This window comes from Sphingomonas sp., from assembly GCF_036388435.1.
Lineage (GTDB): Bacteria > Pseudomonadota > Alphaproteobacteria > Sphingomonadales > Sphingomonadaceae > Sphingomonas.
Genome location: NZ_DASVRV010000030.1, coordinates 1 through 17,332 on the forward strand (window position 1 = coordinate 1; position 17,332 = coordinate 17,332).

The 17,332-nt window shown below is 70.4% G+C and carries 15 protein-coding genes; 9 read left to right on the plus strand and 6 right to left on the minus strand.

Going from position 1 to position 17,332, the window contains the following annotated elements; genetic code table 11:
- The 3 genes from VF592_RS06820 to VF592_RS06830 all read right to left on the minus strand — a co-directional run.
- Positions 1-906: trypsin-like peptidase domain-containing protein (locus tag VF592_RS06820; protein ID WP_331004862.1), on the minus strand; the 906-nt coding region annotated here is incomplete at its 3' end.
- 132 nt (positions 907-1,038) lie between these two features.
- Entirely contained in the window at positions 1,039-1,902 is an 864-nt protein-coding gene (locus VF592_RS06825; protein ID WP_331004863.1) for a protease modulator HflC, read from the minus strand.
- Positions 1,899-3,044 (minus strand): protease modulator HflK, encoded by a 1,146-nt coding sequence (locus VF592_RS06830; protein WP_331004864.1) that lies wholly within the window; start codon positions 3,042-3,044, stop codon positions 1,899-1,901. The genes VF592_RS06825 and VF592_RS06830 overlap by 4 nt, the downstream gene beginning before the upstream one ends.
- Before the next feature lie 71 nt (positions 3,045-3,115).
- Between VF592_RS06830 and VF592_RS06835 the strand changes: the two genes are divergently transcribed.
- The 4 genes from VF592_RS06835 (at position 3,116) to VF592_RS06850 (ending at position 8,212) form a co-directional block, all read left to right on the plus strand.
- On the plus strand, positions 3,116-4,066 hold the full coding sequence (locus VF592_RS06835; RefSeq protein ID WP_331004865.1) for an Mrp/NBP35 family ATP-binding protein: 951 nt from the start codon (positions 3,116-3,118) through the stop codon (positions 4,064-4,066).
- Positions 4,067-4,269: 203 nt separating this feature from the next.
- A complete protein-coding gene (locus tag VF592_RS06840; protein ID WP_331004866.1) occupies positions 4,270-4,707 on the plus strand; it encodes a CoA-binding protein in 438 nt (145 codons plus the stop codon).
- Between the two features lie 80 nt (positions 4,708-4,787).
- Entirely contained in the window at positions 4,788-6,818 is a 2,031-nt protein-coding gene (locus VF592_RS06845; RefSeq protein ID WP_331004867.1) for a M13 family metallopeptidase, read from the plus strand.
- The gene (locus VF592_RS06850; protein WP_331004868.1) at positions 6,815-8,212 is read left to right on the plus strand and encodes an amino acid permease; all 1,398 of its coding nucleotides are present in this window, start codon (positions 6,815-6,817) and stop codon (positions 8,210-8,212) included. The genes VF592_RS06845 and VF592_RS06850 overlap by 4 nt, the downstream gene beginning before the upstream one ends.
- Positions 8,213-8,245: 33 nt before the next feature.
- On the opposite strand, the gene acnA is transcribed toward VF592_RS06850, so the two are convergent.
- Complete coding sequence (acnA, locus tag VF592_RS06855; protein ID WP_331004869.1) at positions 8,246-10,915, minus strand: aconitate hydratase AcnA; 2,670 nt, start codon at positions 10,913-10,915, stop codon at positions 8,246-8,248.
- Positions 10,916-11,123: 208 nt separating this feature from the next.
- Here acnA and VF592_RS06860 point away from each other — a divergent pair, with 208 nt between their 5' ends.
- A complete protein-coding gene (locus VF592_RS06860) occupies positions 11,124-12,572 on the plus strand; it encodes a DUF4139 domain-containing protein (protein ID WP_331004870.1) in 1,449 nt (482 codons plus the stop codon).
- Positions 12,572-14,098: a hypothetical protein gene (locus VF592_RS06865; protein WP_331004871.1), complete on the plus strand. Its 1,527-nt coding sequence runs from the start codon at positions 12,572-12,574 to the stop codon at positions 14,096-14,098. Before VF592_RS06860 ends, VF592_RS06865 begins: the two co-directional genes overlap by 1 nt.
- A 270-nt stretch (positions 14,099-14,368) precedes the next feature.
- Here VF592_RS06865 and VF592_RS06870 read toward each other — a convergent pair whose 3' ends face one another.
- Positions 14,369-14,524, minus strand: a complete 156-nt coding sequence (locus tag VF592_RS06870; protein WP_331004872.1) for a hypothetical protein — start codon at positions 14,522-14,524, stop codon at positions 14,369-14,371.
- A gap of 165 nt (positions 14,525-14,689) precedes the next feature.
- Positions 14,690-15,295 carry a TlpA disulfide reductase family protein gene (locus VF592_RS06875; RefSeq protein WP_331004873.1) on the minus strand — a complete coding sequence of 202 codons (606 nt, stop codon included), beginning with the start codon at positions 15,293-15,295 and terminating at the stop codon, positions 14,690-14,692.
- 16 nt (positions 15,296-15,311) lie between these two features.
- Here VF592_RS06875 and argH point away from each other — a divergent pair, with 16 nt between their 5' ends.
- The 3 genes from argH to VF592_RS06890 form a co-directional block, all read left to right on the plus strand.
- Complete coding sequence (gene argH, locus VF592_RS06880) at positions 15,312-16,679, plus strand: argininosuccinate lyase (protein WP_331004875.1); 1,368 nt, start codon at positions 15,312-15,314, stop codon at positions 16,677-16,679.
- Positions 16,676-16,909, plus strand: coding sequence for a hypothetical protein (locus VF592_RS06885; protein WP_331004874.1), 234 nt, complete (start codon positions 16,676-16,678; stop codon positions 16,907-16,909). The genes argH and VF592_RS06885 overlap by 4 nt, the downstream gene beginning before the upstream one ends.
- A gap of 1 nt (position 16,910) precedes the next feature.
- On the plus strand, positions 16,911-17,332 hold a 422-nt coding region (locus VF592_RS06890; RefSeq protein ID WP_414714170.1), incomplete at its 3' end, for a diaminopimelate decarboxylase family protein.

Sequence of the window (17,332 nt, forward strand, 5' to 3'; positions counted from 1 at the left end):
CCCCGCGAGATCGTCGTCGAGCGGCTGGATACCGACGCCCAGATAGCCGCGACGGACCGCCGCGCCCTTCATCAGCGTGTCGATGATCGGCTTGGCTTCCTCGGCGGGAATGGCAAAACCGATGCCGATATTGCCGCCCGACTGGGAGAAGATTTGCGAGTTGATGCCGATAACATTGCCGTTCAGGTCGAACATCGGCCCGCCAGAATTACCCTGGTTGATCGCGGCATCGGTCTGGATGAAGCGTTCGCGCGCGCCGTCCTGCGTCACGCGGTGGACTGCGGAGACGATGCCGGCGGTCACGGTGCCGCCCAGCCCGAACGGATTGCCGATCGCGACCACCCAGTCACCGACGCGGGTGCGCGCCGAGTCGCCGAAGCGCACGAAAGGCAGGCCCGTGGCGTTGATCTTGAGCAGAGCGAGATCGGACTCTGCGTCGCGGCCGACGACGCGCGCGGTATATTCCTTGCGGTCGGGGAGGGTGACCGTGATCGAATCGACATTGGCGCCGCGTGCGCCGGGCGCGATCACATGGTTGTTGGTCACGACATAACCGTCGGCCGAGATGATGAAGCCCGAGCCGAGCGAGGCGCCCTGACGCCGCTGAGGCTGCTGCCCCTGCTGACCGCCGCCGAACTGGCCGAACAGCTCGGCGAACGGCGTGCCCTGGAAGGGATTGGCCTGTTGGGCGACCTGGATGGTCTGCTTGGTCGAGATGTTGACGACCGCAGGCTGGAGCTTGGCGACCATGTCGGCGAAGCTCATCGGCGCACCGGGACGCGGCGCGGCCGATTGGATCATACCCGGCTCGTTCTGCGCGGTTTGGGCGGTGGAGGGCTGGAGCGCGACGGTGGCGGTGGCGCCGCCCAGAAGCAGGGCGCCGGTGATGGCATAGGCAAAACGCACGGTGGAGACGTTCCTCTCGATCAGATGGTCGGCGATCGATCACGCTTGTGATCGGTTGATGCTGAACACCGTTTGAATATGAACGGAAATGTCAGGGGTGCGACCCGCCGTTTCAAGTAGCCGCCTCTCCGATCAGCGCCGTCCCTGGAAGTTGCGCAGATAGTCATTGTTGGGCGACAGGATCACCGAGGTCGATCCGCCCGGCTCCGGCCCGCCATCGGCGCCGAAGGTACGGCGATAGCTCTGCATAGCGCGGTAGAAGTCATAGGCTGCGGCATCTTTGTTAAATGCTTCCGCATAGATACGCGCGGCGTTGGCGTCGGCTTCGGCGCGGATGATCTGGGCCTGCTTTTGACCCTGCGCGCGGATCGTCGCGGCCTGTTGCTGGCGGGCGGTGCGCATCCGCTGGAGCGTCGATTCGAGCGGGGAGCCGCTGGGCAGGTCGGCATGCTTGATCCGCACATCGACGATCTGCACGCCATATTGGCGCGCGACCCGGTCGAGTTCGCGCTGGATGTTGTTCATCACCCCCTCGCGCTCGTTGCCGAGCAGCACCGCGAAGGGCCGCCGGCCGAGCTCGTTGCGGATGGCGTTGCCGAGCAGCGGGCGCAGCGCGTCGGTGACGCCCGTTTCCGACCGCGCGGTGTTGACCATGAGCAGCGGGTCGACGACGCGAAAGCGCGCGAACGCGTCGACCTGGAGGCGGAGCTGGTCGGACGACAGCACCTGCTGGTCGTCCTGCTCGACGTTGAGGACGCGCTTGTCGACCCAGACGAGCCGGTCGAAAAAGGGAATACGCGCGATCAGCCCGGCGCCGGTGCGGCCGAACCGCTCGCCCGGACGGAATTCGTTGATCGTGCGGACGGGCTCCTGAAGGCGGAGGACGACCGCCTGCTTGGTCTCGGGCACCACCGCGAAGGTCGCGGCGGCGAGGATCACCGCCAGCAGCGCGAGGATGCCGAGGACGACGGGGTTGCGGAACAGGGCGGGGTTCACTGGCCCGTCCCCGGCTGCGCGGCGCCCGCGGGCGCGTTGGGGATCTCGCGCGCGGCGACCGGCGGGTCGGCGGGGCGACGGGCCCGGTCGAGCGGCAGATAGGGCGTGACGCCGCCCGGGGTTTCGACGATCGTCTTGTCGGTCCTGGCCAGCACGGCCTCCATGGTCTCGTAATACATGCGGCGGCGGGTGACCTCGGGCGCGAGGATGTATTGCGCGTAATAGGCGTTGAACGACGCCGCCTCGCCCTGCGCCAGCGCCAGCTTCTGCTGGGCATAGGCCTCGGCCTGGTTGCGGACGGCGGAGGCGTCCTGCTGCGCGGCGGTCACGTCCTTGAACGCCTCGTTGACGCGCTCGGGCGGGTCGGCCTGCTTGATGGCGACGCCCTGGATGCGGATGCCCGACTTATATTCGTCGAGCACGCGCTGCATCCGGTCGCGGACCTGCTGCTCGACGAGCGTGCGGCCCGGCCCGATAGCCTGGTCGAGCGTGACGTTCGCGACGGCCTCGCGCACCGCGCTTTCCGCCGTGGCGCGGACGGTCGCGGTCGGATCGGCGAGCTGGAAGATGTAGGATTCCGGATCGCCGATGTTCCAGCGCACCGAATAAGCCAGGTCGATCAGATTCTGGTCGCCGGTCAGCACCAGATTCTCGCCGCCGCCCTCGGGGAAATTCTCTTCCCGGAAAGCCGTCACGTCCACCTTCTCCACGCTGGCGAAGGGCGCGGGCGGGGTGAGGCGGATGCCGGGTTCCAGCGTGCCCGCATATTGGCCGAAGAACGTCACCACCGCGCGCTGCTGCGGCGCGATGTTGTGGACGGAGGTGAAGAGCAGCCAGGCGAGCAGGATCACGCCCGCGCCGATCAGCCACACCGTGCGCGTGGGCGGGTTGGGAAAACCGGCGGGCATGCCGCCGCCGCCCCCACCGCCGCCGCCGCGCGCCTTGCGCAGGAACTCGTCGAGCGCGGTCGGTTTCTGCGGACCCTTGCGCCCGCCGGGCGGCACCGCCCAGGGATTGCGCGGCGGCGTCGGGGTGCCGCTCCCGCCGGAGCCGCCCCCATTGGCACCACCGCCATTGTCCCCGCCCCAGGGATTTGCGTTCGAAATGATCGGGCGGTTGAACCAGCCCCGGATGCTCGTCATGCATATTCTATAAGGATGGTTCCGCGCGAAAAACAGTGGCGCGTGCCGGCCCGCGCCCTAAGGCGTGCGCGATGATTAACATGGATGGCGTGAAGGCGGCGATCGCGGCCGTGGCGGGCGCGCGGGCGAGCGTCAGGATCGACGGCGGACGCGTCGGCGTGGTGCTGGACGCGACCGGGCTGGACGCGACCGCGCGCGACGCGCTGGAGGCGCGGGTGCGCGCGGCGGCCGCCGGCCCCGGCGTCGCAGAAGTGCGCGTCGCGGTCACCGCCGAACGTACCACGCGCCAGCTGATCGCGGTGGCGAGCGGCAAAGGCGGGGTCGGCAAATCGACGCTGGCCGCCAATCTGGCGATCGCGCTGGCGCGGGGCGGGCGGCGCGTCGGGTTGGTCGACGCCGATATCTACGGCCCCTCGCAGCCGCGCCTGATGCGCGCGGAGGGCGTGCGGCCCGAGGCGCGCGACAAACAGTTGCTGCCGGTCGCGACCCCCTATGGCGTGCCGATGCTCTCCATGGGGCAGCTGGTCGAGCCCGGGCGCGCGCTGGCGTGGCGCGGGCCGATGGCGGCGGGGGCGCTGGGACAGCTGGTCGACGCCGATTGGGGCGCGGCGGATACGCTGGTGCTCGACCTGCCGCCGGGGACGGGGGACGTCCAGCTGACGATGGTGCAGAAGCACAAGCCGGCGGGCGCGGTGATCGTGTCGACGCCGCAGGACCTGGCGCTGATCGACGCGGCGCGCGCGATCGACCTGTTCAACACGGCCGGAGTGCCGATCATCGGGCTGATCGAGAATATGGCGGGATTCACCTGCCCGCATTGCGGACAGGCGTCCGACCCCTTCGGGCGCGGCGGCGCCGAAACCGAGGCCGCGCGGCTGGGTATCCCGTTCCTGGGCCGGGTGCCGCTGGCGATCGGCATCCGCGAGGCGTCAGACGCGGGCGAGCCGCCCGCCGCGCTCGATGGCGACCGCGTGTTCCGGCCGATCGCCGACCTGGTCGCCGACTGGCTGCGCGCCCACTGAACCGGCAGGGTCGTCGGACGTTCCGTAGCGGTGATCGGATCGTTTCATTTCCGTTCGTCCTGAGTAGGGACCGAGCGAAGTCGAGGGCCTGTATCGAAGAAGAGCCTCCGCCCGGCTGTCCTTCGATACGCCGCTTCGATGAACTCTGCGGCTACTCAAGACGAACGGTAGTGGAGAATCGATCGGTTAGATAAGGACAGACCATGCCGTTGACCCGCGACGAGGATATCAAGGCGCTGTTGGAAGGCGCGCGGACGATCGCGCTGGTGGGCGCGTCGGACCGGCCCGACCGGCCGAGCTACCGCGTGATGCGCACGCTGCAGGAGCATGGCTATCGCGTCATCCCGGTCAATCCGCAGATCACCGGCGAGCATGTGCACGGCGAGTTCGTATTCCGCGAGCTGGCGCAATTGGGCGACCCGATCGACATCGTCGACATCTTCCGCCGGTCCGACGCGGCGGGCGAGGCCGTCGACCAGGCGATCGCGATCGGCGCCAAGGCGGTGTGGATGCAGCTGGGGGTGGTCAACCACGACGCGGCGGCGCGGGCCGAGGCGGCCGGGCTGGCCGTCGTGATGGATCGCTGCCCGGCGATCGACATTCCCCGGCTGGGCGTCGCGCCGATCGCGCGGAACGGATAGGGCGGCGCACGGGCTGGCGGATCGCGCATCGGCGTCGTAACGATCAGGCGTTCCCAGTCCTTTTCGGAGCCCGTCGTCCCATGCGTTCGCCCATCCTGCTCGCCGCGCTGTTCGCCTCCGCCGCCATCGCCCAGACGGCCCCGCGGCCCGCCGGGATCGACGCGACCGCCATCGACCGCGCGGTGAAGCCCGGCGACGATTTCGAGGAACATGCCAACGGCGCCTGGCGCAAGCGGACGGAAATACCCGCCGACCGATCGGGGGTGAGCCTGTCGCTGCAGACGTCGCTGCTGGCCGAGCGGCGCAACGCGGAGATCATCGCCGGCGCGAAGGGGGTCGCGAGCGGCGACGCGAAACGGATCGCGGATTTCCACGCCGCCTATCTGGATACGGACGCGATCGAGGCGCGCGGGCTGGCGCCGCTCGGCGCCGACTTCGCCGCGATCGACGCGCTCAGGACGAGGGCGGACCTGTCGCGGATGCTGGGCGCGAACACCCGCGTCGATGTGGACCCGCTGAACGCGACCGATTTCCGCACGGAGAATCTGTTCGGGCTGTTCGTGTCGCAACATTTCGACCGGCCGAGCGAGACGGTGCCTTATGTGCTCCAGGGCGGGCTGGGGCTGCCGGACCGCGACTATTACCTGTCGGACGCTCCGGCGATGGTCGAGATGCGCCGCGCCTATCAGGCCTATATCGCCAAGGTCATGGGGCTCGCGGGGCTGAGCGACCCGGCGGGACGCGCGGCGCGGGTGATGGCGCTGGAGACCAAGATCGCGCGAGCGCACCTCGACATCGTCGCCAGCCAGGACGCGCACAAGGCGAACAACGGCTGGACGCGCGACCAGTTCGCGCGGCGTGCGCCGGGGATCGCCTGGGACGCCTATTGGAAGGCGGCGGGGCTGCCGCGCCAGCGCGACTTCATCGTCTGGCAGCCGGCGACGGTGACCGCGCTGTCGGCGATGGTGGCGAGCGAGCCGGTCGCGGCCTGGCAGGACTGGCTGCGTTTCCACCGCGTCAACGAGGTCGCGTCGGTGCTGCCGCGCGCGTTCGACGAGGCGTCCTTCGATTTCTACGGCCGCACGCTCCAGGGCACGCCCGATCCGCGCCCGCGCGACAAGCGCGCGATCGCGGCGGTCAACGCGTCGCTGGGCGATGCGGTCGGGCGGCTTTATGCGGCGCGGTATTTCCCCGCCTCGTCCAAGGCCGACATTCAGGCGATGGTGCGTGGCATCCTGCAGGCGTTCGACGCGCGGGTCGCCGCGCTCGACTGGATGGCGCCCGCGACCAAGGCGGAAGCGCGGCGCAAGATCGCGACCATGGTGGTGGGCGTGGGCTATCCCGAGCGGTGGCGCGATTATGGGGGGCTGGAGATCCGCGCCGACGATCCCGTCGGCAATCTGCGCCGCGCGCAGACCGCGGAGACGCGGCATCAGCTTTCGAAGATCGGTCGCCCCGTCGACCGGGCGGAATGGTGGATGACCCCGCAGACGGTCAACGCGGTCAACCTGCCGCTCCAGAACGCGCTCAACTTCCCCGCCGCGATCCTGGAGGCGCCCTTTTACGATCCGGGGCGCGACGCGGCCGCCAATTACGGATCGATCGGCGCGGTGATCGGGCATGAGATCAGCCATGGCTTCGACAATCTGGGCGCCGATTTCGACGCCAGCGGGCGCCTGCGGAGCTGGTGGACGCCGGCCGACCTCCAGCGGTTCGACGGGCAGGGCGCGGCGCTGGCGGCGCAATATGACGCCTATGAGGCGCTGCCGGGGCTCAAGCTGAACGGCAAGCAGACATTGGGCGAGAATATCGCCGACGTGGCGGGGCTGGCCGCGTCGCTCGACGCCTATCATCGGTCGTTGGGCGGACGGCCCGCGCCGGTGATCGACGGGATGACGGGCGACCAGCGCTTTTTCCTCGCCTTCGCGCAGACCTGGGCGACCAAGGCGCGCGACAAGGCGCTGCGCGGGCAGGTCGCGACCGACGGCCACGCGCCCGGCCGCTTTCGCGCGCAGACGGTGCGCAACCTGGACGATTGGTACGCGGCGTTCGGGGTGAAGCCGGGCGATGCGCTTTATCTCGCCCCCGCCGCACGGGTGAGGATCTGGTGAGCCTGTTCCGCCGCAAGATCGTCGACCTCGACGCCCGGCCGGAGGGCGAGCGACTGGCGCGGACGCTGTCCTGGCCGCATCTCGTCGCGCTGGGCGTCGGCGCCATCGTGGGCACGGGCATCCTGACGCTGATCGGGGTCGGGGCGGGGCTGGCGGGACCGGGGGTGATATTGAGCTTCGCGATCGCGGGGGCGATCTGCGCCTGCGCGGCGCTCTGCTATGCCGAGATGGCGACCGCGATCCCGGCCTCGGGATCGGCCTATACCTATAGCTATGTGGTGCTGGGCGAGGTGATCGCCTGGGTGATCGGCTGGTCGCTGATCCTGGAATATTCGCTGGTCGTGTCGACAGTGGCGGTGGGCTGGTCGGGCTATGCCGCGCCGCTGCTGGCGAGCGCGTTCGGCTTTCCCCACGCGCTGGCGAACGGGCCGGAGGCGGGGGGCATCGTCAACCTGCCCGCCGTCGCGATCATCGCGCTGGTGGCGGGGCTGTTGTGCCTGGGCACCAAGGAATCGGCGACGCTCAACGCGGCGCTGGTCGGGATCAAGATCGTCGCGCTGGCGGTGTTCGTGGGCGTGGCCTTGCCCTATTTCGACGGCGCGAACCTGGAGCCGTTCATGCCCTACGGTTTTCCCAAGAGCCTGGGGGCGGACGGGGCCGAGCGCGGCGTGATGGCGGCGGCGGCGATCATCTTCTTCGCCTTTTACGGCTTCGACGCGATCTCGACCGCGGCGGAGGAGACCCGGAATCCGGGGCGCGACCTGGCGATCGGCATCGTCGGGTCGATGGTGGCGTGCGTCGCCATCTACATGCTCGTCGCGGTGGCGGCGGTGGGGGCATTGTCCTACACGCGCTTCGCCGGGTCGGCCGAGCCGCTGGCGCTGATCCTGCGCGAGATCGGGCGGCCGGGGGTGGCGCGGTTCCTGGCCGTGTCGGCGGTGATCGCCTTGCCGACGGTGCTGCTGGCGTTCCTGTTCGGGCAGAGCCGGATCTTCTTCACCATGGCGCGCGATGGGCTGCTGCCGGCGAGTCTGGCGACCGTGTCGCGGCGGGGGAGCCCCGTGCGCATCACCCTGGTGACCGCCGCGATCGTGGCGGTGATCGCGGGGCTGCTGCCGCTGGGCGAGATCGCGGCGCTGGCCAATGCGGGGACGCTGGCGGCGTTCATCGCGGTGGCGGTGTGCGTGCTGGTCACGCGGCGGCGCGACCCGCACGGGGCCCGCGCGTTCCGCACCCCGCTGGCCTGGGTGGTCGCGCCCTTCGCGATCGGGGGGTGCCTATATCTGTTCTGGAGCCTGCCGACGCGGACGCAGTGGTGGTTCCTGCTGTGGAACCTGGGCGGGCTGGTCGTGTACTTCCTGTACGCCCGCCCACGGGCGGTGGCGGGGCGGTAGTCCCCTCTCCCCAAGGGAGAGGGGGGCGACGGGTTACGCCGCCAGCTTGCGCAGCACGTAGTGCAGGATGCCGCCGTTGAGGAAGTATTCCAGCTCGTTGACCGTATCGATGCGGCAGCGGGTCTCGACCTGCTCGGTCGCGCCGTCGGCACGGCGGAGCGTGACGAACACGTCCTGGCGCGGGCGGATGGCGGCGACGTGCTCGATCGTGAAGGTCTCGGTGCCGTCGAGCCGGAGCGACTTGCGGTCGACGCCCGCCGCGAACTGGAGCGGGAGGACGCCCATGCCGACCAGGTTGGAGCGGTGGATGCGCTCGAAGCTTTCGGCGATGACGGCGCGGACGCCGAGCAGGTTGGTGCCCTTGGCCGCCCAGTCGCGTGACGAGCCGGTGCCGTATTCCTTGCCCGCGATCACGACCAGCGGCGTGCCGTCGGCCTTGTGGCGCATGGCGGCGTCGTAGATCGGCATGAGCTCGCCCTTGTAGCTCGACATGCCGCCCTCGACGCCCGGCACCATCTCGTTGCGGATGCGGATATTGGCGAAGGTGCCGCGCATCATCACGTCGTGATTGCCGCGCCGGGCGCCATAGCTGTTGAAGTCGCCGGGGCCGATCTGACGTTCCTGGAGGAAATGGCCCGCCGGGCTGTTGGCCTTGATCGACCCCGCCGGGCTGATGTGGTCGGTGGTGATCGAATCGCCCAGGATCGCCAGAGTCTGCGCGTCGCGGATGTCGGTGACGGGCGCGGGGGTCATCGACATGCCGTCGAAATAGGGCGGGTTGGCGACATAGGTCGACCCCGCGCGCCACTGGAAGGTGTCGGAGATGACCACGTCGATCTCCTGCCACTTCGCGTCGCCCCGGTAGACGTCGCCGTAGCGCGCGCCGAACATGCCGGCGTCGATATTGGCGTCCATGACCGAGCGGACCTCCGCGTTGGAGGGCCAGATGTCCTTGAGGTACACCGCCTCGCCGTCCGACCCGATGCCGATCGGGGTGGTGACCATGTCCTCGGTCACGGTGCCCTTGAGCGCATAGGCCACGACCAGCGGGGGCGAGGCCAGGAAATTGGCGCGCACGTCGGGCGACACGCGGCCCTCGAAATTGCGGTTGCCCGACAGGACGGAGGCGGCGACGAGGTCGTGCTCGTTGATCGCCTGGCTGATCGGCGCGGCGAGCGGGCCCGAATTGCCGATGCAGGTGGTGCAGCCGTACCCGACCAGGTTGAACCCCATGGCGTCGAGATCGGCGGTGAGCCCGGCCTTGGTCAGGTAATCGGTGACGACCTGGCTACCCGGCGCGAGCGAGGTCTTGACCCAGGGCTTCGGCGTCAGGCCCTTGGCCCGCGCCTTGCGGGCGACGAGGCCGGCGGCGACGAGGACGCTGGGGTTGGACGTGTTGGTGCAGCTGGTGATCGCGGCGATCACCACGTCGCCGTCGCCGATGTCATGGTCGCGGCCGCCCACCGCCACGCGCTCCGGCCGGTCCTTCAGATACACCTTGTGCAGGTCGCCGTTGAACACCTCGTCGACCTTGTTGAGCGACACGCGGTCCTGCGGGCGTTTGGGGCCCGCGAGCGAGGCCACGACCTCGGCCATGTCGAGTTCGAGCGTGTCGGTGAAGATCGGGTCGGGGGTGTTCGCGTCGCGCCAGAAGCCGTTGGCCTTGCTGTACGCCTCGACCAGCGCGATCGTCTCGGCCGGCCGCGCGGTCAGGCGCAGATAGTCGATCGTCTTGTCGTCCACGGGAAAGAAGCCGCAGGTCGCGCCATATTCGGGGGCCATGTTGGCGATCGTCGCGCGGTCGGCCAGCGTCATGTGATCGAGGCCGGGGCCGTAGAATTCGACAAAGCGCCCGACCACGCCCTTGGCGCGCAACATCTGGGTGACCGTCAGCACCAGGTCGGTCGCGGTGATCCCCTCCGCCAGCGCGCCCGTCAGCTTGAAGCCGACGACCTCGGGGACGAGCATCGACACGGGCTGACCGAGCATCGCCGCCTCCGCCTCGATCCCGCCCACGCCCCAGCCGAGGACGCCGAGACCGTTGACCATGGTGGTGTGGCTGTCGGTGCCGACCAGCGTGTCGGGATAGGCGATCGACCGCCCTTCGTTATCGGAGGACCATACGGCCTGGGCGATATATTCCAGGTTCACCTGGTGGCAGATGCCGGTGCCGGGCGGCACCACCTGGAAATTGTCGAGCGCCTTGCCGCCCCATTTCAGGAATTCGTAGCGTTCGATGTTGCGGCTGTATTCGAGCTCCATATTGTCGTTCATGGCGCGGGGGGAGCCGAACTCGTCGACGGTGACCGAATGGTCGATGACGAGGTGGACGGGAACCTGCGGGTTGATCTTGGCCGGGTCGCCGCCGAGTTTGGTGATCGCGTCGCGCATCGCCGCCAAGTCCACCACGCAGGGGACACCCGTGAAGTCCTGCATCAGCACGCGCGCGGGGCGATACTGGATCTCGCGGTCGGAGCGGGCGTCCTTCTGCCAGTCGACGATCGCCTGGATGTCGTCGAGGGTGACGGTGGTCCCGTCCTCGAAGCGCAGCATGTTCTCGAGCAGCACCTTCATCGAGAAGGGCAGGCGGTCGATGTCGCCGAAGCGCTCGGCGGCGGCGGCGAGCGCGTAATAATGATAGGTCCTGCCGCCCACATCGAGGGTCCGGCGGGCGTTGAGCGTGTCGTGGCCGATGGCGGTCATGCGGGTCCTTTGGAGGCTGTCCCGCAGGGCGTCGCGCTCGGGGAGGCGGGGGCGGATTCCCCCGCGCGGGCGCGGGCGCTCGCGGGCATGCGAAGGCTGGTATCGCGGCGGCCTTAGCAAGGGGCCGGGCCGGGGGGAAGGGTGGAGGAGGCGCTGTTGCGGGCTCCGGCGCGCACGGGCATAGTCGCGCCGAAGCGGGAGAAAGCGGATGCGGGCGGGGATGATCGGGTGGGCGGCGGCGATGCTGCCGGTGGCGGCGGTCGCCCAGGAACCGGCGGCCCGGGAACCGGCGCCGCCCGCGCCGACCCAGGCGGTGCCGGGCACGCCCGCCGCCGCGCAGGGCGACGTGTCGGTGACCATCTACACCAACGACCTGGCGCTGATCCAGGATGTGCGCCCGCTGGCGCTGGGGACCGGGCGGCGGCGCCAGGATTTTCCCGATGTCAGCGCGGCGATCCGGCCCGAGACGGTGTCGCTCAGCGTCGCGGACGCGAGCGTCGTCGAGCAGAATTTCGATTACGACCTGCTCAGCCCGTCCAGCCTGATGGAAAAGGCGGTGGGCGAGACGATCACCCTGCTGCGCACCAACCCCGCGACCGGCGCGGAGACGCGCGAGCGCGCCCGCGTGCTGGCGGTGAATGGCGGCGTGGTGCTGGAGGTCGGCGGGCGGATCGAAGTGCTGCGCGACGACGGCCTGCCGGTGCGCGCGATCTTCGACCGGGTGCCCGAGTCGCTGCGCGCGCGCCCGACCCTGTCGGTGACGCTGGCGAGCACGCGCGCGGGCACGCGCCCGGCGACGCTGTCCTATCTGAGCCGGGGACTGGGCTGGAGCGCGGATTACGTCGCCCTGTTCGACCAGGCGCGCGGGGTGGTCGACGTCCAGGGCTGGGTGACGCTGCGCAACAGCAGCGGCACGACCTTCGCCAACGCCCGCACGCTGCTGGTCGCCGGTGAAGTCGCGAGCGAGGGCGAGGAGAACCAGTATCGCCCCCGTCCCCCGCGTCCGCGCGGCCGGATCACCCAAGCCGGCACCGAGACCGCGAACCGCGAGCAGCTCGGCGATTTCTATCTCTATCCGCTCCCCGAGCGCACGGTGATCGCGGACAAGCAGACCAAGCAGGTCAGCTTCCTGGACGTGAAGGGCGCGCGCGCCGGTTCGGGATACCGGTTCGAGAATGCGTGGCTGGGCACCGCCGACCAGCCGCGCTCGGCCGCCAGCGTGCTGCGCTTCGCCAATTCGGGGGCGGCGGGGCTGGGCGACGCGCTGCCGGCGGGAACGATCCGCGTCTATGTGCGCGATGCGCGCGGCCAGCCGCAATTCAGCGGCGAGAACCGCATCGATCACACGCCGCAGGGCTCGCGCATTTCGCTGAGCACGGGCGACGCGTTCGACGTCAAGGTCAAGCCGGTCGTCGAGTCGCGGACCAGGATCGGCGACTCGCGCTGGCGCACGGCGATGCGCTACACGCTGACCAACGCCCGCGCATCGCCGGTGACGGTCGAGCTGGTGCAGTCCGGGCTCGACTGGACCGACACGCGCATCCTGTCGGAAAGCCGCAAATCGGAACGCCCCGACGCCGGCACCGTGCTTTGGCAGGTGCCGGTGCCCGCCAATGGCGAGGCGGTCGTCACCGCGACCTTCGACACGCGCTACTGATGCGCGTCCCCGCGCTGGCGGTGGCGCTCTGCCTGCTCGGCGCGACCCGTCCGGTCGTCGCGCAAGTGGTGCCGGTGGTCACTTCCGCCGCCCCCGAGGGGGTCGCGGTGACGGTGTACCGCAACCCGACCCGACAGCGCGCCGTCGCGATCGACCTGCGCTATCTGGGCGGCTTCGCGCTCGTCACCGAGACGCGGCGGGTGCGCCTGCCCCGCGGCCGCGCGGTGATCCGGTTCGAGGGGGTGGCGGAGGGGATCGTTCCCGTCAGCGCGATCGTGAGCGGGCTGGCCGGCGGCACCGTCGAGAAGAACCGCGACGCGCGGCTGCTGTCGCCCGCCTCGCTCGTCGACGGCACGCTGGGGCGGAGCGTCACGCTGACGCGCACCGACCGCGCGACGGGGCGGGTGCGCAGCGAGGAAGCGGTGATCGTCGCGGGGCCGTTGCCGGGCGTCGTGCTGCGCACGAGCCGGGGGATCGAGACGCTGCGCTGCTCCGGCCTCGCCGAGGCGCTGCGCTTCGACGCCGTGCCGGCGGGGCTGTCGGCCAGGCCGGTGCTGAGCGTGACCACCAACTCCCCACGCGGCGGGACGGCGACGGTCACGCTGTCCTATCTGGCATCCGGATTCGACTGGAGCGCGAGCTATGTCGCGACGCTCACGCCGGAGGGCAGGACGCTGGACCTGTTCGCCTGGCTGACGCTGGCCAACGCCAACCCGGAGACGTTCGCCGCCGCCGAGGTGCAGGCGGTGGCGGGACGGCTCAACCGGTCGGGGTTCGACCGGCTGGTCAGGGAGGTCGGGGCGTTGCGGTTGGCCTGCTATCCGCTCGGCACCACCACCTCCGACCTGCGCGTGTTCGATGCGGAGGAGGCGGACGACATCGTCGTCACCGGCTCGCGCGTCATGTCCATGGCTGTCATGGCCCCGCCACCCCCGCCGCCGCCGCCGGTCGAAGCACCCCCGCCGCCGCCGCCCGAGGATCTGGGCGACCTGAAGCTCTACCGCGTGCCCGAGCGCGTCACCGTCGCGCCCCGCGCGCAGAAGCAGGTGGCGCTGCTGGCGCGCGCGGCGGTGCCGTTCGAGCGGCGCTATCGCCTGCCCGTACGGCCGGGACAGGCGCTGCCGCCGACCCCGACGCGCATCGTGCTGGTGCTGCGCAACACGCGGGCGGGTGGCCTCGGCCTCGCGCTGCCGACGGGGAGTACGGCGCTCTACGCCGATCGGCCGGGCGGGCGCCTGCTGCTCGGCACCGGCGCGATCGCCGATCATGCGGAGGGCGAGACGGTGCGGCTCGGCTCAGGGATCAGTCACCAAGTGCTCGTCGAACACCGAACCGCGCCGGACGAGGGAGGCACGATCGCCGCGACCAACGCCAACCGCTTCCCCGTCACGCTGGAGGTGCCGATCGGCGCGGCCGGGCAGAAGATCGAGGCGGACGGCGACGCGCTGGTCCGCATCGACGGCGTCGCGACCTGGACGGTGACGCTGCCGCCGGGCGGGCGGGCGGAGCTGGGGTATCGGTTATAGGGTGGCGGCGTGGCAGGATCGGATGATCGCGTCCGCTCTGGTCGCGGACGATCAGCGCGGTTCGCGAATTGTCCGAAAGCTGCCGCTCGTTTCACCTCATCTAGGCGTGGATGGACGGCAACTTCGTCCGCAACGTCGTGGCGCGGGTACATCGACGGGTCGGGAAGGACGGCGCGGTGGCAGCGGATCGCGGTCAGTATCGTGAGGAAGGCTGCCGGCCAGAGTGACACTTACGCCGATGTAACAGGTCGCCGACGCAAGCGTGACGCGTCATATCTTCCCGCCAAAGGCCAGTATCCGCGCGGCATAGGCGTCCGCCATCATCAGATGGGCGCGCTTGACCGAGACGTCGCCGGGCTCCGCGGCCATTTCGCGGGACTGGCGCTCGCGCGTCACGAGATAGGCCAAGTCGTTCGGCTGGATCACGGCGCAACTCCCCAATGGCAAGCGAGAGCCCCACCCGCTCTCGGTCGCCATCTGCTCGCGGCATGATCGGTGACGATGGCCGGGGCATAGCATGACCATGCTCAAGGAGTAAGCCCGACGCCCGGTCGCCACCGCCAGGCGATCTCCACGCTCCCCCTTACGAGTTCACGCGCCGGTCGCCTCGCCGATCGCGGCCAGCGCTTCGGGGGTGTTCCATTCATAGCCGCCCATGCGTCGCCAGACCTCGCGTCCCCGTGCGTCGTAGAGGACCGTCACGGGCAGGTTCGCCTGGAACGCGGTCGACAGGGCGATGGCGGGGTCGAGATAGGGCTGGAGATGCCTGAACTTGCGCCCGGCGAAGAAGGGCGCGACCTTGGCGGCGCCGTCCAGGTCCTGGCTGACGGCCAGGACGCGCACCGTGTCGCCGAGCTTGCCGGCGGCGTCGTCGAGCGTCGGCATCTCGGCCACGCAGGGCGCGCACCAGGTCGCCCACAGATTGACGAGAAGCGGCTTGCCCCTGAAATCGGCGAAGGTGACGCGGCGGCCGTCGGGGGCGGTGAAGGCGGCGGCGGGGGCGGCCTCGCCCTTGTGGCTGCGGTCGAATGTGCCCGGTTCGGACTTGGTGGCGGGAGCGGGGGCGGCGACGACCTCGTCGGACACGGGCGCCCGGCCCTGCGCGGTCGCTTGCTCCGGGGGCGCGGCTTGCCTATCGCACGCGGCGGCGAACAGCGCCGATCCCAGGAGAAGTACGACGCCCGGGCGTGATGACATGAACGGCTCCAACAGCATGTGGGGCGGACGCTTCGCCGAGGGTCCGGCGGCGGTGATGCGCGAGATAAACGCGTCGCTGCCCTTCGACAAGCGGCTGTGGCGCCAGGACGTGGCGGGATCGCGCGCGCACGCCGCGATGCTCGGCGCGCAGGGGATCATCGCGCGCGACGACGCCGCCGCGATCGACCGCGGGCTGGCCGAGGTCGCCGCCGATTACGCGGCCAACGGCGTCCCCGACGACCGCGACCTCGAGGACATCCACATGCTGACCGAGGCGCAGCTACATGCGCGGATCGGCGCGGTGGCGGGGCGGCTCCACACCGCGCGATCGCGCAACGACCAGGTCGCGACCGATTTCCGGTTGTGGGTGCGCGACGCGATCGACGAGGTGCTGGCGGCGCTGGCGGCGTTCCAGGCGGCGCTGCTCGCGCGTGCGGAGGAACATGCCGACAGCGTCATGCCCGGCTTCACCCATCTGCAATCGGCGCAGCCCGTGACATTGGGGCATCACCTGATGGCCTATCACGAGATGGCGGCGCGCGACCGCAGTCGCTTCGCCGATGCGCGCGCGCGGATGAACCGATCGCCGCTGGGCGCCGCCGCGCTGGCGGGGACGGGGTTCCCGATCGACCGCGACGCCACCGCCGCCGCGCTCGGGTTCGACGGGCCGACGCTGAACTCGCTCGATTCGGTCAGCGACCGCGACTTCGCGCTCGATTACCTGGCGAGCGCCACGCAATGCGCGCTGCACCTGTCGCGGCTGGCGGAGGAGTTCGTGCTCTGGGCGTCGCAGCCCTTCGGCTTCGTCGCGCTGTCGGACCAATGGTCGACGGGCAGCTCGATCATGCCGCAAAAGCGCAATCCCGACGCCGCCGAGCTGGTGCGCGGCCATGCCGGGCGGATCGCGGGCTGCCTGGTCGCGCTGACGGTGACGATGAAGGGCCTGCCGCTCGCCTATTCCAAGGACATGCAGGACGACAAGCCGCCCGTGTTCGAGGCGCACGACCTGCTCGCGCTGTCGCTGGCGGCGATGACGGGCATGGTCGAGAGCGCGACCTTCCGCACCGAACGGATGCGGGCCGTCGCCGAAAGCGGCTTCGCCACCGCCACCGACCTGGCCGACTGGCTGGTGCGCGAGGCGGACGTGCCGTTCCGCGAAGCGCATCACGTCACCGGCCGCGCGGTCGCGCGCGCCGAGGCGCTGGGGGTGGCGCTCCACCAGCTACCGCTGGACGACCTCCAGGCGATCGACGCGCGCATCACCGGCCAGGTCTACGACGTGCTCTCGGTCGACGCGTCGGTCGCGAGCCGCACCAGTTTCGGCGGCACCGCGCCGTCGCGCGTCCGCGCCGCGATCGCCGCCGCCCGGGAGACCCTGCCATGAAAAAGCTCCTGCCGCTTTCGGCGCTCCTGCTGACCGCGTGCGGATCGGCGGCGAGCCTGAAGCCCGCGCCGGGCCAGTCGCTCCCGGTCGCCCCGTACGGCGCGCGGGCGACGCCGACGCCCGAACAGCTGCTGACCGCGACGCCCCAGCAGCGCCCCGAACGCTCGACCGAATTGCTTCGCACCTCGGAGGAGCGGCGTTCGGACGAGTTCGACCTGCCGCCGCAATAGGATGGACCATTTCCACTACCGGGACGGCGTCCTCCATTGCGAGGACGTACCGCTCTCCCGCATCGCCGACGCGGTGGGGACGCCCGTCTATGTCTATTCCGCCGCGACCTTCCGCCGCCATGCCCGCGTGTTCCGCGACGCATTCGCGGGGCTGGCGGACGTTCACCTGGCCTATGCGATCAAGGCCAATCCCAATCTGGCGGTGCTGCGCCTGCTCGCCGACGAGGGTTATGGCGCCGATGTCGTGTCGGGCGGGGAGATGGCGCGCGCGCTGGCGGCGGGCGTGCCGCCGACGGGCATCGTCTTCTCCGGCGTCGGCAAGACCCGCGCCGAGCTGGCGCGCGGGCTGGACGAGGGCATCGGCCAGTTCAACCTGGAGCTGGAGGAGGAGGGCGAGGTGCTCGCCGACCTGGCCCATGCGCG

Coding starts and splice junctions, on each gene's coding strand:
- VF592_RS06830 (WP_331004864.1), bottom strand. CDS start 3,044: ATGACGAGCATCCGGGGCTGGTTCAACCGCCCGATCATTTCGAACGCA.
- VF592_RS06835 (WP_331004865.1), top strand. CDS start 3,116: ATGATTAACATGGATGGCGTGAAGGCGGCGATCGCGGCCGTGGCGGGC.
- VF592_RS06840 (WP_331004866.1), top strand. CDS start 4,270: ATGCCGTTGACCCGCGACGAGGATATCAAGGCGCTGTTGGAAGGCGCG.
- VF592_RS06845 (WP_331004867.1), top strand. CDS start 4,788: ATGCGTTCGCCCATCCTGCTCGCCGCGCTGTTCGCCTCCGCCGCCATC.
- acnA (WP_331004869.1), bottom strand. CDS start 10,915: ATGACCGCCATCGGCCACGACACGCTCAACGCCCGCCGGACCCTCGAT.
- VF592_RS06860 (WP_331004870.1), top strand. CDS start 11,124: ATGCGGGCGGGGATGATCGGGTGGGCGGCGGCGATGCTGCCGGTGGCG.
- VF592_RS06865 (WP_331004871.1), top strand. CDS start 12,572: ATGCGCGTCCCCGCGCTGGCGGTGGCGCTCTGCCTGCTCGGCGCGACC.
- VF592_RS06875 (WP_331004873.1), bottom strand. CDS start 15,295: ATGTCATCACGCCCGGGCGTCGTACTTCTCCTGGGATCGGCGCTGTTC.
- argH (WP_331004875.1), top strand. CDS start 15,312: ATGTGGGGCGGACGCTTCGCCGAGGGTCCGGCGGCGGTGATGCGCGAG.
- VF592_RS06885 (WP_331004874.1), top strand. CDS start 16,676: ATGAAAAAGCTCCTGCCGCTTTCGGCGCTCCTGCTGACCGCGTGCGGA.